The following is a 17,540-nucleotide window of genomic DNA, read 5'->3' as shown; positions in this document are numbered from 1 at the left end:
TATGATAAACGTGTAATTTCGAAGAAATACATAAAAGAGGGCGGGATATGAAACTTGAAGATGTTGTAACAGTTAAAATTGGAAGGAATCTTTCAAGGGGAACGGAGAAAGATGATTTAACTTTGGTGGCTTATTCGTACGAAGATTTAATGCATGATTTAGATGGCTTATTTTTAGACTCTAAAACTTTTGCTAGTAACAATGAGTTTCAAAACGATGGTTACTTGAGCAATGCAGGTGAAGTTGTTTTTAGTTTTGTAAGTTCCAAAGCCGGAATAGTGAGTGACCAAAACCAAGGTAAGATTATTAATCAAAACTTTGCAAAGCTCATTATTGAACATGATGATTTGGATAGCAGCTATTTATGTTATGCGTTAAATGAATCTACATCAATGAAAAAGCAAATGGCCATCAGTATGCAAGGAAGTACTGTACCAAAATTATCTCCATCCATATTAAAAGAGTTGGAAATCGAGCTACCAGCTAGTGAGAAACAACGAACAATTGGAAAAGCGTACTTCTATTTAAGAAAGCAGCAAGCTCTAGCTAAGCAACAAGCTCAACTTGAAGAACAGCTGTATTTAGAGATATTGAGAAAACTAGATCACTAGACTAACAAAAAAAGAAGTGGGGAACAAACAATGGCAGGATTAAACCAAAAATTATTTAGTGCCGCAGACAACCTGAGAAGCAAAATGGATGCATCCGAATACAAAAACTACTTACTGGGCTTGATCTTTTACAAGTACTTATCGGATAAGTTATTAGAAAAAGTGGTTGTCATCGCTGATGAATCACTAGAGAAATACAACACACAGACTAAACAAACTCAATTATACAGAAATCTTTTAGCAGATGACGATATCAAAGGCGATTTGATTGAAACGTTAGTAGATACATTAGGCTATGATATTGCGCCAGGACACTTATTTAATGTATTAACGGATCAAGCGAAGCAGAACACGTTTCAGTTGAATGACTTGAATAAAGCCTTTATCGATTTAGCAACCAAGTATGATCAATTTAATGGATTATTTGATGATGTAGATCTAAAATCCAAAAAGCTTGGTTCAGATGATCAACAACGAAACATTACCATTACAGAGGTTTTAAAGAAACTAAACGATGTTGATTTAATGGGTCATGATGGCGATGTTATTGGGGATGCCTATGAATTCCTGATTGGTCAATTTGCTTCAGAAGCTGGGAAGAAAGCTGGAGAATTCTATACACCTCATGAAGTATCGGACATGATGGCATGTATTGCTGCGATGGGACAAGAAGATAAGAAATTGTTTAGCGTATATGACCCAACAATGGGATCAGGTTCCTTAATGTTGAATATCCGAAACTATATCAATTATCCAGATAGCGTGAAGTATCATGGACAAGAACTTAATACAACGACCTATAACTTAGCCAAGATGAACTTAATCTTACATGGTGTGGATAAAGAGGATATGCGTTTGCGTAATGGAGATACACTGAATAAAGACTGGCCGACAGATGAACCTTATACCTTTGATTCAGTTCTTATGAATCCTCCTTATTCTGCAAAATGGTCTGCAGATGACACATTCTTAGATGATTCTCGTTTCAATCGTTACGGAAAGTTAGCACCAAAATCAAAAGCAGATTTTGCTTTCCTGTTACATGGTTTCTATCATTTGAAAGATTCAGGAACGATGGCCATCGTCTTGCCTCATGGGGTTCTTTTCCGTGGAGCAGCAGAAGGTGTTATTCGAAAGAAGCTTTTAGAAGATGGTAGTATCGATGCGGTTATCGGTATGCCAGGAAACTTATTCTTTGGAACATCCATTCCAACAACAGTCATCATATTGAAGAAGAATCGCGAGACGCGTGATGTGCTATTTATTGATGCGAGTAAAGATTTTATAAAAGGAAAGAACCAAAACAAACTTTCAAAAGAAAATTTAAATAAGATTGTTGAAGCATATAGAAATCGAGAAAATGTTGAGAGATATGCCCATCTCGCTAGCTTTGATGAAATCAAAGAGAATGATTTCAATTTGAACATCCCTCGATACGTAGATACTTTCGAGGAAGAAACAGTTGTCGATATGGTCGCAATTGGCTCAACCATTAAAAACATTCGAAAAGAAAAAGCAGAACTAGAATCTAGCCTATATGACATGATTTCATCATTACAGTTTGATGCAGAAAACGCAGAATGGATCAAGGGTGCTTTAGAGGTGTTTAATCGTGAAAAGTAAACAAAATCCAGAAGTTCGTTTCCCAGGATTTGCTGGAGATTGGGTACAGCGTAAATTGAGAGATGTAGTTGAACGAGTAACTAGAAAAAACAAAAATACTGAGTCGAGTTTACCTTTAACCATTTCTGCTCAACATGGATTAATTGATCAAATAACTTTTTTCAATAAACAAGTAGCAAGTAGAGATTTAAGTAATTATTTTCTTCTTGAAAATGGGGAATTTGCTTATAATAAGAGTTATTCAAATGACTATCCATGGGGGGCAGTCAAAAGGCTAGATAAATATGAGCAAGGTGTGTTATCAACACTTTATATAGTTTTTAAACCGACAAAAGTCAATTCTAACTTCTTGGTTTCTTATTATGATACAAATCGATGGCATAAAGAAGTTTCTGATCGCGCAGCGGAGGGAGCAAGAAATCACGGCTTACTAAATATCTCCGCAAGTGATTTTTTCGATACCGAGTTAAAAGTACCAGTGGAGAAAAATGAACAAGAACAAATCGGTGAATTTTTCAAACAATTAGACAAAAAGGTTGCTCTTCACCAACGAGAACTCACCACCCTTAAGCAAACAAAACAAGGGTTCTTACAAAAAATGTTTCCAAAAGAAGGGGAGTCTGTTCCTGAGGTTCGGTTCTCAGGATTTACTGGAGATTGGGAACAGCGGAAGTTGAATACAGTTTTTAAAGATTTCATTGTTCCAATGCGGGACAAACCCAAAGAATTTTCTGGAACTATACCTTGGACGAGAATTGAAGACATAGAAGGTAGATATATTAATGGTACAACAAGTGGCCAATATGTCTCTAAAGAAACTATTAAATCCATGAATTTAAAAATTATACCCAAAGGTTCATTGATTGTTTCAGCTAGTGCAACATTTGGAGTTGTTGCTATTGTAAACAATGATTTAATAACTAACCAAACTTTTATTGGTTTAGTCCCAAATAATAACTTCAATGTTGATTATTTATTTGCATTTTTTAAATCAACAAATATACAAAAAAAAATGAAAAGAGAATCCGCAGGTTCAACAATATTTTATATCTCACGAAAACAATTTGAAGAAATGACAGGGGAATTTCCTATTCTAGAAGAACAAGAGAAAATTGGTAATTTCTTTAAAGAACTAGACGTTATTATTGCTCTTCATGAACATGAGCTAGATGCCCTAAAAGAAATGAAAAAAGCATTCCTTCAAAAGATGTTTGTTTAAGCGTATAGAAAAGAGGGAGAAACGTGACCAAGATCGCTCATAATGATGAACTTGCAGTGGAACGTCGATTGATTGAAGTATTAGGGGAAGGGCATAATCAGTGGAATTATCGTCCGGATTTAAAGTCTGAGGAAGATCTATGGAAAAATTTGCGTCAAAAGATAACTCGAAATAACTTATCAGAAATTGGGGAACACCCTATTTCTGATAAAGAGTTTGACTCGATTAAGACGGAGTTACTATCCAAAACTCAGACACCGTTTGATGCTGCTAAGTGGCTGAAGGGTGAGAATGGAATTGCTCGGATTACGATCGAACGAGAAGATGTTTCTTTAGGATCTATGTCGCTGATTTTGTATTCCAACCAAGACATCGGGGGCGGAATCTCTACATACGAAGTGGTGCATCAGATTGCTAAACAAAAGGTTAATGATGATGGTCGCGACCGCCGATTTGACGTGACACTCTTAATTAATGGGTTGCCAATCGTTCAAATAGAATTAAAACAGGTAAACGCCAAAGACGGCGTATTTCAAGCTTACAACCAAATCAAGAAATACGCAGAAGAAGGGATGTTTAGAAACAATATATTTTCTACGCTACAGTTATTTGTTATTTCGAACGAACAAACGACTCGGTACTTTGCCAATGCGATGCCAAAAGACATGCACAAGAAATTTGTCTTTAGCTGGCGTACTACCGATAACCGGAAAGTAGAAAATCTTTATGAATTTGTGAAACAAGTTTTAAACATCCCAGATGCGCATCGATTGATTGCCAATTATACGATCGTTAGTGAAGATCAGGACAATAAAGCTCTAATGGTATTACATCCATATCAAATTCATGCGATCGAAGCTTTGTTTACTTCTGCCATGAAACGCGAATCGGGATTTGTTTGGCATGCGACAGGTTCAGGAAAAACGTTAACAAGTTTTGTTTCTACGAAGTTATTAGCTCGTAAACCTGGTGTTGATCGTACGATTATGCTCATTGACCGAAAAGACTTGGACAATCAAACGACAACTGAATTTACCAAGTTCGCATCAGAGTTTAATACCGGTATCTCTTCAGGTGATGCCAAGTCAAATAGTTTAGTAGTCGGTACGAAGAGTGCAAGGAAGTTAAGTGAGACGCTGTTATCTGATGCCAACTCGAATACAGTCATTATTACCACACGTCAAAAATTAGAGTCTGCTCTTCGACTTGCTCAAAAACAAGAGGAGAAGAGTGGAAACCAACGTTTTAAGAAACTAATTAGTCAACACATCGTCTTTGTCGTAGATGAATGTCATCGCGCGTTAAGTGCCGAAGGAATGGAAGTCATTAAAGGGTTCTTTCCGAACTCTACATGGTTCGGCTTCACTGGTACTCCGATATTTAATGAAAATAAAAAGCAAGCGAAAGGTCAATTGGCGCGGACTACTCGCGATCAGTATGGAGAGATCCTTCATACCTATACTATAAAGAACGCGTTAGAAGATGGATCTGTTTTAGGGTTTCAAGTCGAACACGAAGATACGATTGAACCCACTTCTTTATACAATTATATTTTTAGCCAACTGCGTCAAAATGAAAAATACGCGGATTACACGGATGATCAATTGAACCAATTGATTGATAAAATGAAAGGGATAGAGAAAGAAACTTATATTCCGAACTCTTCATTTGAAATCGATGACCATATCAAAAAGGTTATACATAAGATCTTTCGACCAGATAACGCCTACACCAAGTTTGATTTTAAAAATGGTCGACCTCAAAAGTCAGCCATCTTAACAACTAGTTCAATTGATATGGCGAAACGTTATTATCATGCAATCAAGGAAATGACAAAGAACCCTGATTGGTTAACCAACGAGTTTGCAGGTCATCCGATTCGAAAAGGTCGTACGATTGATGATCCCGATTTTCCACGAATCGCTATAACCTATTCGGTACAAGAAAACGAAGAAAACTCTAAACAATTCCAAGATGAAATGAAGGGAATTATAAAAGAGTATAACGATTATTATCAAACGGCTTGGTCGATCGAAGATATTGAACGATACAATGGTGATATCAACAATCGATTAGCACGTAAAAGAGCTGAATTCAAAGAATTTGGGAAACAAATCGATCTAGTGATTGTGGTAGATCGATTGTTAACTGGATTTGATGCGCCGACAATTCAAACGTTATTCGTAGACCGAAACTTAAGTTACGCAAATCTAATTCAAGCCTTTTCTCGAACGAATCGAACGTATCCTGGAAAAACGAAGGGATTGATCGTTACATTCCGAAAACCTTCAACTATGGAACGAAATGTGCAGGATGCGACTAAGTTGTATTCGAATGAAAATGATGAATCTAAACTTGTTTATCCGACGTATGACGAATCAAAAAAACGCTTCAAAAAGGCTCACAAATCACTTCAAATTCTAGTGCCAAGTCCAACAGATATTAACGAGCACTCTTCACTTGAAACGCGAATTGAGTTTGTAAAAGCGTTTCAAGAGCTAAATAACGCCTACGAAGCTTTAGTTACGTATGATGATTACAACGATGAGATGGAGAAATCAAAAATACTTCAAGAACAGGTGAAGACTTTAGAAGAATATATTGGTGTGTACAACACTGTTAAGGGATCGTTAGTTGATGAAGGTGGCGATGGAACGAGACCAGATTTCTCAGGTATTGAATTCTATAGTGAAAACGCCATTAAGCTCTATGATATTGATTCTACGTATATCGACCAGTTATTGGGTACGTACTCTGCAAACAATCAGAACATCCGGTCAGAAATCGAAAAAGCGCTTCAAAAGTTGAAGAAATCAGAAATTGTTAAAGATGTATATCGGGCTATCCTAAACGCCATCGATAACAAAGAAATAAAAGAAGAGGAAGATATTCTTATCGTCAAACGCCATTACTTTACCCAATCCTACAATAAAGCGATAGAGGAATTTGCAAATACGTGGTTTGTAGAAGAAAGAGAACTGCATGCATCTGCTGTTCAATATGAGATAGGTACAGAACCTATTCCGAATATGGGTGGCATCATCGACAGCAAGCAATTTGATAAATACAAAACCGTACATCCAGATGCAATACCGTTTAAATACGGACCAGAAATGAAACGTCAGTGGAGAAAGACATTAGATGTAGTGATTTTACCTTTAGATGACGAGCTGAGATGATTATTTTAAATCAATAAACAAAATCTATATAATTATTGGTCAACTGCTTTAAGCCACAAAAGCTTGAATTCGAGATAACAACCGGATTCAGGTTTTTATTTAGACATTTTATGTTAGTGGTGGCTATACTTCTCAAACTCTCTATTTAATAAAAGGCCAGATTGCGTAATAAGAAAAAATTTTTCTTAATAAGGAGATGCTTCTTTTATAAGGAAACCTAAATTTCCCCTGGAATGAGGGGTATCATAATTTAACTTCCTGTTCCTATAATTCTACCTGTTAAATTATACAATATTTTACTTTTTCGCCGATATACTATGAAAGAGTAGTTAATTCCTAAATATTGTTTAAGGGGAAGAATTCTGATGGCTGGTAACTTATCATGTAATACCGATTTTCTAATAGTAAATTATTCAGTAAGTGTTGAATTAACTTTATTGATTAAGAACTTGTCTAAGAGTAATAGATTATTATCTGGTATGTCTCTACATAAAAAGAATAAGCAAGATATTAGATATGCTCTTTCAATAAAGTTTTCTAAACAGCTTTTAAATCTATTAAACAGAAAAAATGAAATAGCTCTTCCAAACATTAGAATAAAAAATAGAAATAATTCTTTAGAAATTCGATTTAATTTCAAAAATACAAAGAATCAACTAATTAAACAAAATGAAAACCTATTGCTAATTCATAAATATGATAATGCTGACCTTAAGTTTAAATTCGTAGGAGAATTATATTCAGCTTTATTTAAAGGTAATAAAAGCCCCAAAAAGCAACCACACGTAGAGAAGGATACGTCACGTAAAGAAGCTCAATCTACCACAAAACAGATTAAACCTGCGTCTTCTGCTATTCAAGAGAAAAAGAAGTATACAAACAAAAGTTCCAAAGTGAAAACATATTATGATCTTAGTGTTATAGAAAGAAAACCGATTCAAAATGGAACAAAAAAGGTTAATGTGCGCCAAGATGAAAGAAAAAATCAAACAAAATTAGAGCAACCCGGTGTAGTAACACAACGACAAAAAATTGAACAGGGCATAAAAGTTAAAAAGGGGATCTACTTATCAAGAAGTAAATGGAGAAATTGTGGAAATTGTCTAAGCTTACAGAAATACAACATATGCAGTGTGTTTAAAGTAGAGGTTGACGATAATAATTGCTGCAAGAGGTTTTACCCGATAACAGTTACATTAGGTGGAGGTTTTTCACCAAGATAATTAACATTCATTAGGTTACGGTTTAAGAAATATCGAGTGAATTATATAGAAGCATCTGTAGCTTTTTGTTAATTCATTTAAAAGCTGTAAAAATATTTTGAGATAAAGGAAGTTAATTTAATATGGAAAATAAAAGTATTCCAGAATTAGATAAACTATTTTATGATATTGGCACCTATCGAGAAAGTAATGATATAAAGAGACTTTATGAATTTGTTAAAAAGTTTCCAAGTATAGCTCCATATAATGCAATGCTATTACATATTCAACAACCAGGCAGCCTGTTTGTTGCTTCAGCAGTTGAATGGCAAAAAAGATTCAATCGAACTATAAATCCAGGAGCAAGACCCTTAGTGATTTTACGTCCGTTTGGTCCAGTTTCCTTTGTCTTTGAATTAGGGGATACAACAGGTGACTCATTTCCTGAAAAGTTATTAAACCCATTCAAAGTAGAAGGGAAGGTACATGAAACTATATTTAATAATTTGTTAAACAATCTTAAGTGTGATGGAATTTTGTATTGTGAGTCTGAGCATGGTACTTCTAGTGCTGGTTTTATCGAGAAAAACTATAGTAATACTAAGAAAAAAATTGTACGGGGTAAAAAAGAAATTTTAGTTAAAATCCTATTTAACATGATTATTAATAGAAAACATCCCGTTGAAACTAAATTTGCAACAATCATTCATGAATTAGCACATCTATATTGTGGACACTTAGGTTCTAACGATTTGAAATGGCTGCCTAATAGACGAAACTTAACAATAAATGAAGAAGAATTCGAAGCTGAAAGTGTATGTTGGTTGGTTTGTGAAAGGATGGGGATTAAAAATCCATCTGCTGAATACCTGGAAAATTATCTTAACGAAAACCGATATATACCTAACATTAGTATTGACACAGTGTTAAAAGCAGTTGCAAATATAGAATCAATGATCAATGGTTGTAAAGAACCAAGAAAAGAGTTAGTACTTAAAACAAAAGTGATAAAATCAACACATATACAACAAACTTTATTTTGAAAAAAATGAAACTTAAAGAGAAATTTGTTGAACAATATATATCATCCTACCTCCGGACATCAACTGTGTCGGGGGTTTTTATATTATTTAACTATAAAAATTAAAAACTGTTCGTATATACACTTGTTTTACATTCTACATTTATAGAAAGGTAACTAAAATGTTGAATGTTAATTACAGAATTTTCGATAGAAATATATGTAATTATGGTAAAATATTACTGTGTATATTTCTATTTGAAGATACAGTAGTAATAAATGTTTTTTATATTATTAATAGTAAGTTAAGACAGGGAGAGGTTGTATTTGAACTTATTTACGGAAAACAGCTCACTCAACTCTATAAATGAAATGATAGTTTCACAGATTCCTAAGTACAGCTTGATCGGAGACTTACCGCTATCTAGAGAAGATTTTAACCATCTTGCCTCAATCATCAAGGTGGAGATTAAGGAAAATCCACAAATTTTTAATATGTATAAAGAATGTTTAACAGTTTTCCTTGTATTTTGTGCGGTATATGAATACGATAAAAAAACTTTTTGGCAACCAATAGAAAGATACACTGGTGATTTATCTTATCAACGAAGGATGGAAATGTATTCTACTTTTTTAAGTGTAGTTAAAAAATATAAATTAAATACATTTGAAAACGAAAGTGAAGAAGGCTACACATATGTTACTCCAATTTTGTGTCATGCAGGTATACCGATAAAAGCGTTAGATAGTTATTTTTCCGCTATTAGTAATACTGTTAATGATGCTTTTTATGATGACTTTGATGTTGATGATTATCTAAGTTACTTGAAAAATAAAACTGAAATGCCAGTAAAACGATACATTAGGTTATCAGATAAGAGAAATTCCTACAGTTTTATTCAGAATACTAAACAATTAGTACTAAGTGATAATGTGGATAGTGATGAGGTAATGGATAGCGGAAACTATACCCGTATGTTAGAACAGATTTTTTTATGGAAGGAAAGACCCACAAATAAAAAAAATCTACAGGCTCGAGGTAATGTTCAAATAAATGCGCCTAAAATAAAATTTGACCTTGACGGAGTAGGTATTTACTGTGAAGTACCAAAAATTATTGTTAAGGATTGTTATGATTCTTATATTATCTGGGAGATCTCAAGTGATGAAACTACAAATATTGTGAAAGCAGATTTTTTTAGAAGAAGTGGAGTATTAGTTTCTGAAGAAAAGATCATTACCTTAAAACCTGCAAATTCATACTCTATTATTCTTAAGGTTGACGATAACCAGATTTCCAAATGGGAATTTAGTGGAGTTGAAGATAATTATATCGCATTTTCTCAAAATGGAAATGTAATTAAGACAGAACATCTGCCGAATAACTCGGTAATACTTTTACTTAATAAGAACATTAGTATTATTGAAAAAGATAAATTATCAATAAATGAATTGCCACAAATACCGTTTTGGAATTCCTATAACGTATATAAAGTTGACTTGTCAAATTCGAAGGTACTTAAATGTTCTGGATTAAATATTCGTGTAAATTCTGAAAATAAACCTATTATTGAAGGGGGAGAAACTTTATTTAACCAAGAAAACTCAAGAGCTTATATAACATTACCTTACATAAAAGTTCCTATAATAACTGATGGCGAATGGCATATTGAAATTAAACATAAAGCAGGAAGCGATGTAATCAGTAAAACAAATGTTGTTGTCGGATCTGATTGTGAAAGATTTTCACTCAGTAATTATATTAAGAATGAATCGTATGGAGAATATGAAATCAAAATTTGGAATCGTAATGGGATTAATGGAAGGTTTAGTGTAGAATATGTGCCTATTGGTACGATTCAATTAGATAAAAATGATTACTGGCCAACTAATTATCAAGGATATCAAAATAAAATTCAAAAGTTACGGACAAGCAAAAATGTAGATATAGATATATATAATGCAGAAAGAGTTTCGAAAATCTATCAAGATAATCATAATGTTTATCAATATAAAATCAATGAAAAGAACCGTTACTTAATTGGTGAGTATAGATACACATACAATGGATATGTTTTTTCTACTCCCATTAAAAAAAATGTCTACCCGGTTTCATGGGGAATTATTGGACTTGAAAATGAAATCATTGATCTTTCAAGCAGAGTATACACACTTACATTACAAGATTTAAATAATGCAACGGACCCATACTTATTGTTTGGATTTAACCTAGATCCAATTTACGATGTCCAAACTATAAAAATCGATTTAGTTGGACCGGATAAAAGGATTGTAATGAGTAATAAAATTTTAATTGAGAATAAGGATGGACTGAGAGTTCAATTAAATCCTTTCTTATTTGAAGTTCAAAATACAAGTAACACAATAGATTTTCATCTTCGCATAACTTGTCTCAATTCTAATGAGTTAATAGTTTCGAGCTTTCTGGTTGCGAGATTTCAAGATGAAGTAGTAGTGGGAAATGCAGTTTTTTCACTAGATGAGAATAACATTTTTTTTAAATGGAAAGAACAGGGTACATTTTGTGGACGAGAACTCGTTCTTTTTAATTTCCTAAAGCCATGGGTAAAGCCATATCATTTTGAAATTGAAGATAAAATGTGTGAAATAACTATTAATACCGAAATGCTTGAAGAAGGTATTTATAGGTACGTAATTCAAAAAGAAACAGACGATTTATTTGAAGAAGTTGAAGCTGAAATTTGCGCCTTAAAAGATTTTCAAAAAAAGAGGATCATTGTAAAAGGTGAACAAAAATATTCTTCAGATATGGAGAAAATTTTATATCAGCTATTGAGAAGTAGATTTATGAAGAAGGAATTAGTGCCGAAAAGATTAACACAAATTAAATCCCAGATTAGTAGTATAAGTGTTAAAGTACCAGAAGATATAAATTTGCTCGCTAATACTTATATCCTTCACGATAGATTCTATCTAGAGAATGAGGATTCAACTGAAGTTATGAGTATATTTACTGGACTATTTGATTTATTTTCAAATTACGGAAGTGAAACAATTAAATATATTTTAGAAAGTGATTTCTCTAAGAGATATAAGCAAGAATTGCTTCATAAGTTTTACTGTATTAATTTAACTTCTAGAACAAGAATTAGTAACTTTCAATTGAAATTACTTGGCGAAATTAATGAAGACATGGCTGGATTTATTAATCTTGTACAATCTGAAGATAATTTAAAAGGGCTTAATTGGGCTGGAATATCCGGTATAGAAGTTTTAAAGGTGGATAACTTATTTGCTGACGAAGAGGTTGCTGCTACTTTTCTTTCAGAAGAAAACTTAGGGAAGAGTTCTTATATTGCAGCTTATTTTCAGTATGTGTATGACTATTTACAGAAACCTAAAAATTTCACTAAAAAGTCAGCTGATTTTTTAAGGGAATTTCAAAAACAACATTTGGTTGAGGAGACAATAATTTTTGGAAAGACTAGACTTCAATTAATTGCAGAATGGAAAGAGAATAACAAGGCAGAAATAATACAAGAAAGATTAGCTTATGCTAGAGATATACTCTGTAAAAGTGAATTAAAAGAACAATTCAAAGATGCATTTGAGGCTATTGCGAAACGAAAAACAGATGATGAGCTAGGTTATTATATAGGCTTAATTGCTTTATATTCATCTTTTATTAGAAACGGATTGATGGAAGAAACAAGACAGTTCTGTCATATATTACTTTATACAATCGAAAAATGCAAAAAATTGTACTACAGGGACGCAATAATTTTTGAACTTTATATGCGATTAGAAAGGGGATATTCATGGGTTTAAATCCTATAACTACTACACAAAAAATTAAGAAGGAATATGTGGAGTATTTAAGTTCAATGTTTTTCTTTCAAGATAAAGATTTAATGAAGCAAGCAAAACAACATCTATCTAAGGAAGGCAAATTTGTAAAAGGCCCGTTTATTGAAATAACACAACCTTTTATTACTGGAAAAAGCATACAAGCTTTTATAGACGAGGGACTAGTATCCACGGAGTTTTATAAATTGAAAGAGCACTTTCCGCTCGATCGCACACTTTATATTCATCAAGAAACCTCAATGAGAAAAGTAATTGAGGGGAAAAATATAATCGTTGCCACAGGAACAGGAAGTGGTAAAACAGAATGTTTTTTACTCCCTATTATTAATGAGTTAATGAGAGAGAAAGAGGCTGGAACCTTAAATAGTGGTATTAGAGCACTTTTGCTTTATCCTATGAATGCCCTTGCTAATGACCAAATTGGTAGATTAAGAGGTATTTTGAATGATTATCCAGATATAACTTTTGGTAGATACACAGGTGAAACTGAGGAATCACAAAAAAAAGCCGAGGAGTTATTTGCAAAAACAAATCCAGATGTAGAATTAATTCCAAATGAATTGATTTCTCGAGAGAGAATGAGAGAGAACCCTCCACACATATTACTAACAAACTATGCAATGTTGGAATATTTACTTTTACGTCCAAATGATAATGTGTTTTTTGATCAAAAACACTCAGAAAATTGGAAGTTTATAGTGTTAGATGAAGCTCATACTTATAATGGTGCAAAAGGTACAGAAATATCAATGCTAATACAGAAATTAAAAGAAAGGATATCTAAAAATCAGAAACAAAGATTAACATGTATTGCTACGAGTGCAACATTAGGCGGAGGAAAAGAGGCATATAAAGAAGTTGCGAAATTTGCTTCAGATTTGTTTCACGAACCATTTTATCCAGATGATATTATTGAATCGAAGAGAGTAAATTTGTTAGAACGAAACCTGAATGGTGTAAAAAGGGCAAGTAGGGAGTATTTTGGTTTAGCAAGAAACTATTCTAATAGTGAATTATTTGATCTCCTTAAAAATGATTTAAATGTTATTAAATTGCAAGATATTCTCCAAAAAAAGCCACAACTCCTTAGTGATTTAACTAAATTATTTTTCCAGGATGAAAACCTATCAGCATCAGAGAAGTTGGAGGCACTTGTAGAAATTGTTAACCTATGTGCAATGGCTAAAGAAGATGGAAATTCAATGCCATTGTTACCAGCAAGATATCATGTGTTTGCAAAAGCTTTGGAAGGAGCTTATGTATCATTATATAAAAAAAGAAGATTATTTTTAGACAGAAGAAAAACATATATTCTAGATAACGGTAATAAAGTTGCAACATTTGAACTTGCAAACTGTCAAAGATGTGGGCAAGAATATATCACGGGACGAACAGAAAATGAAACATTGATACATGCTGATGCCGATGTGGACATCGAAGGAGTAGTAAGAAGAAAACAGGAATATTACATGCTTTGTTCAGCAGAAGATGATTTAGATATTTCTTCGATAGATGGTGATGAATCCATTGTTGAAGGAGGGGATATTTCAATAGATAGTGATGAATTTATCCTATGTACAGCTTGTGGATATATAGAACCTGAAGGTAAAAAGAGACGCACAAATTGTTGTGATTATTCAAGTGAAAAATATATAAAAGTTCTTAAAATAAAAATGCCTGAGTACACAGTGAATACTTGTTTAAAGTGTGGCAATCATTCAAAAAACATTGTTAAACAGTTTAGAACCGCTGATGATCCTGCAACTGAAGTATTAACTAGATCGTTGTATCAATGTATTCCACCCAATAAAAAAAATATAATGGAAGATGATTTATTTGGTGAAGGTGAAGATATCGATGAAGAATTATTAGGAAGAAAACTATTAGTTTTTTCTGATAGTCGTCAAGAGGCTGCTTTTTTTGCATCGTATTTACAGTCAAAATATCTTAACATTCTGTGGAGGAATGCGATTATTCATCAACTTGGAAATTTACAAGAATACGATGATATTCGATTAGATAGTCTAGTAAATGCAGTTGTGAAGTATGGAAAACAAAAAAAACTATTTGAGAATGGCTTAGATGATATTGAAAAACAAAAACATATACAAACGGTGTTAATAAAAGAGTTTATGAACACAGAACGTCAAATTGGTCTTGAAGGTTTGGGTCTAATTTCTTTTGTGCCGGAAAAACCAGCTAAATGGTCAAAACTAAACATGAACAGTCTTGGGATTGATCAAGACTTAGAACTTACTATAGATGAATTATGGGAATTATATAGAGTAATTTTTAATTCATTAAGAGATATGAATGCAATAACATTTCCGGAATTAGTGTCTATAACCGATCAAACTTTCGCACCTCGAAATAAGGAAGTATATTTCAAATTAGAATCCGAGAAGAGTGTTTCAGGAAATAATATATTAGGTTGGTTACCCAGAGAAAATTCAAATAACAGAAGACTAGATTTTATTCAAAAGCTTTTTAAAGCAAAAGGATATTCACAAGATGAAGCTTCTGAAAAAGCAAGGAGTTTACTAAAAGAACTTCTTGTCGGAAAGCTTTATAAAGGATTCTGGGTAAAAGATGAATATATTTTTGAAACACCTCTTCCACGAGAGGGAACTGTCTTAAAACTAAATTATAAAAAGTGGCAGGTTGTAAACCCAGAATTGTTATATATTTGTGATAAGTGCAGTAGCATTCTTTCAAGTAATTTGAGAGGAATTTGCCCTACATTTAGATGTGATGGAAAACTATCTGATTATAAGGAAGATATGAATAGATTCTCCTATTTTAAAGATCTTTATACTAATATGAAACCATTACCTCTAATTGCAAATGAACATACAGCACAGTTAACAAGCGAATATGCTTCGAGATTACAGAACCGTTTTGAAAAGGGGGAAGTAAATGTATTAAGCTGCTCTACCACTTTTGAGATGGGTGTGGATGTAGGGCAATTAGAAGCAGTTTTTATGAGAAATGTACCACCTGAAACCGCAAATTATATTCAAAGAGCAGGTCGAGCAGGTAGAAGAACTGAATCAACTGCGTTTTCACTAACCTACGCAAAAAGACGATCACATGATCTAACATACTACCAATTTCCCGAAAAAATAATAGGTGGAATGATTAAGGCACCATATATTGAAATGAACAATGAAAAAATAGTCTTACGCCATATGTTCTCTGTTGTGTTTGCTTGGTTTTTTAGAAAATACGAAACCTATTATGGGAAGGTTGATAATTTCCTGAATATATCTGGTGATGGTGGGGAAAGCGCAGTTCAAGTATTAAAAGAAATCTTAAGTGAACAACCTGAAGATCTAAAGCAATCATTAGAATATATTGTTCCAGAATCAAAATCTTTACGAGCATTTGTAGACATTGAAAATTGGAAATGGATAGATTATCTTGTTAAAGATGACGAGGGTGCACTAGTTATTGCGGAGTCAAGTGTTAAAGAAATAATTGAAGAGTTAGAAGAATTAAAGAAAAAACTAGATTCAGAACGTAAACCTAGTGATAGTATATTAAAGATTCAAAACACATATTTACAAAAAGATGTATTGAGCTTTTTATCATCAAGTAATGTACTGCCGAAATATGGATTTCCAGTAGATGTAGTAAGTTTAGATATTCTTCATAATGGAGAGAATGCAAAAGTAGTTAATATTTCAAGGGATCTAAAATTAGCAATTTCTGAATTTGCTCCTGGGTCGGAAATTGTGGCCAATAAAAAGGTATGGAAACCGTATGCATTAAACATGAGTAGAATGAAAGGTTGGCCAGTACAACAGTACGCTATTTGTAAAACATGTGGTCGATTATATGGATACCATGTGGATTTAGGAACTTCTTATGAAGAAAAAGAGACGAATTGTTGTAATGAGCCATTAAACTATCATTATTATTTACAGCCTGTATTCGGATTTTCAACAAAAGCAGACGATTTACCTGGAAATCCAGGAGAAAGACGTAAAGCTAAACCTCTACCTTCAAGAGTAAAGTTTGATACCTATGTGGATGAGGAATTGGAACTTACAGAGACTTTTCATAATGTAGTGAAGATTGCAAACCATGAAATAGATGTGAAATATTCTTCTAGAGGTAAAATGGTCATCGTTAATAATGGGGGAGGTATGGGATATTCACTCTGCAAACGTTGTGGATATATTACACAAACAAGACCAATTAAAAGTAAAAATAAACAAGAAATGAAAGCAGAGCATAAAACGAAGCTTGGTAAAAAGTGTGAAAACACTTACTTATATAATATCCATTTAGGACATGACTTTATTACGGACGTTGTAGAAATAAAATTACCGCTGATCTCTATAAAGTATATAGAGAAAAGTTTTTGGCCTTCATTGTTATACGCAATAATGGAGGGGGCAAGTATTGAATTGGGTGTAGCAAGAAGTGAAATCGGTGGATGTTTGTATAGAGCTGATGGTGTTGATGTTACTAACACATCAATTATTTTATACGATGATGTACCAGGCGGTGCTGGGCATGCAAAAAAAATATCCCAGCATTTAATGGGAATCTTGGAAAATGCAAAATTGAAAGTCGCAGGATCATGTGGTTGCGGTGAAGAAACAAGCTGCTATGGTTGTTTAAGAAGTTTTGAGAACCAGTTCTATCACGAAATATTACAAAGAGGGATTGCATACAAATATTTAACTGAACTGTTGGGTACTAATCATGTTAAGCAAGTAGCTGATTACGAGACTATCTTTAATTCATAAATTTAATCAGTAAATAATGTAATATTACATGTGGAATTGGGAGCTAATTGTTATTCAATTAGGTAGGTTTAAAGAAGAA

8 protein-coding genes are annotated in these 17,540 nt (G+C 33.1%); all 8 read left to right on the top strand.

What is annotated here, in order from left to right; all coding sequences use genetic code 11:
- Positions 1-47: 47 nt before the first annotated feature.
- Positions 48-611: a restriction endonuclease subunit S gene (locus IEV52_RS14815; RefSeq protein ID WP_188403281.1), complete on the top strand. Its 564-nt coding sequence runs from the start codon at positions 48-50 to the stop codon at positions 609-611.
- Positions 612-641: 30 nt separating this feature from the next.
- A complete protein-coding gene (locus IEV52_RS14810) occupies positions 642-2,234 on the top strand; it encodes a type I restriction-modification system subunit M (RefSeq protein WP_188403280.1) in 1,593 nt (530 codons plus the stop codon).
- Entirely contained in the window at positions 2,224-3,453 is a 1,230-nt protein-coding gene (locus IEV52_RS14805) for a restriction endonuclease subunit S (protein ID WP_188403279.1), read from the top strand. The genes IEV52_RS14810 and IEV52_RS14805 overlap by 11 nt, the downstream gene beginning before the upstream one ends.
- Positions 3,454-3,476: 23 nt before the next feature.
- Entirely contained in the window at positions 3,477-6,632 is a 3,156-nt protein-coding gene (locus tag IEV52_RS14800; protein ID WP_188403278.1) for a type I restriction endonuclease subunit R, read from the top strand.
- Positions 6,633-6,997: 365 nt separating this feature from the next.
- Positions 6,998-7,855 carry a hypothetical protein gene (locus IEV52_RS14795; protein WP_188403277.1) on the top strand — a complete coding sequence of 286 codons (858 nt, stop codon included), beginning with the start codon at positions 6,998-7,000 and terminating at the stop codon, positions 7,853-7,855.
- Positions 7,856-7,977: 122 nt separating this feature from the next.
- A complete protein-coding gene (locus IEV52_RS14790; RefSeq protein WP_188403276.1) occupies positions 7,978-8,877 on the top strand; it encodes a hypothetical protein in 900 nt (299 codons plus the stop codon).
- A gap of 305 nt (positions 8,878-9,182) precedes the next feature.
- Positions 9,183-12,665 (top strand): hypothetical protein, encoded by a 3,483-nt coding sequence (locus IEV52_RS14785; protein WP_188403275.1) that lies wholly within the window; start codon positions 9,183-9,185, stop codon positions 12,663-12,665.
- Positions 12,656-17,461, top strand: a complete 4,806-nt coding sequence (locus IEV52_RS14780) for a DEAD/DEAH box helicase (protein ID WP_188403274.1) — start codon at positions 12,656-12,658, stop codon at positions 17,459-17,461. Before IEV52_RS14785 ends, IEV52_RS14780 begins: the two co-directional genes overlap by 10 nt.
- The last annotated feature ends 79 nt before the right edge of the window (positions 17,462-17,540 follow it).

Origin of the sequence: Fictibacillus barbaricus, from assembly GCF_014635025.1 — a bacterium.
In the GTDB taxonomy this organism is placed as follows: domain Bacteria; phylum Bacillota; class Bacilli; order Bacillales; family Fictibacillaceae; genus Fictibacillus; species Fictibacillus barbaricus.
This window is presented reverse-complemented; position numbering and strand designations above follow the sequence as displayed.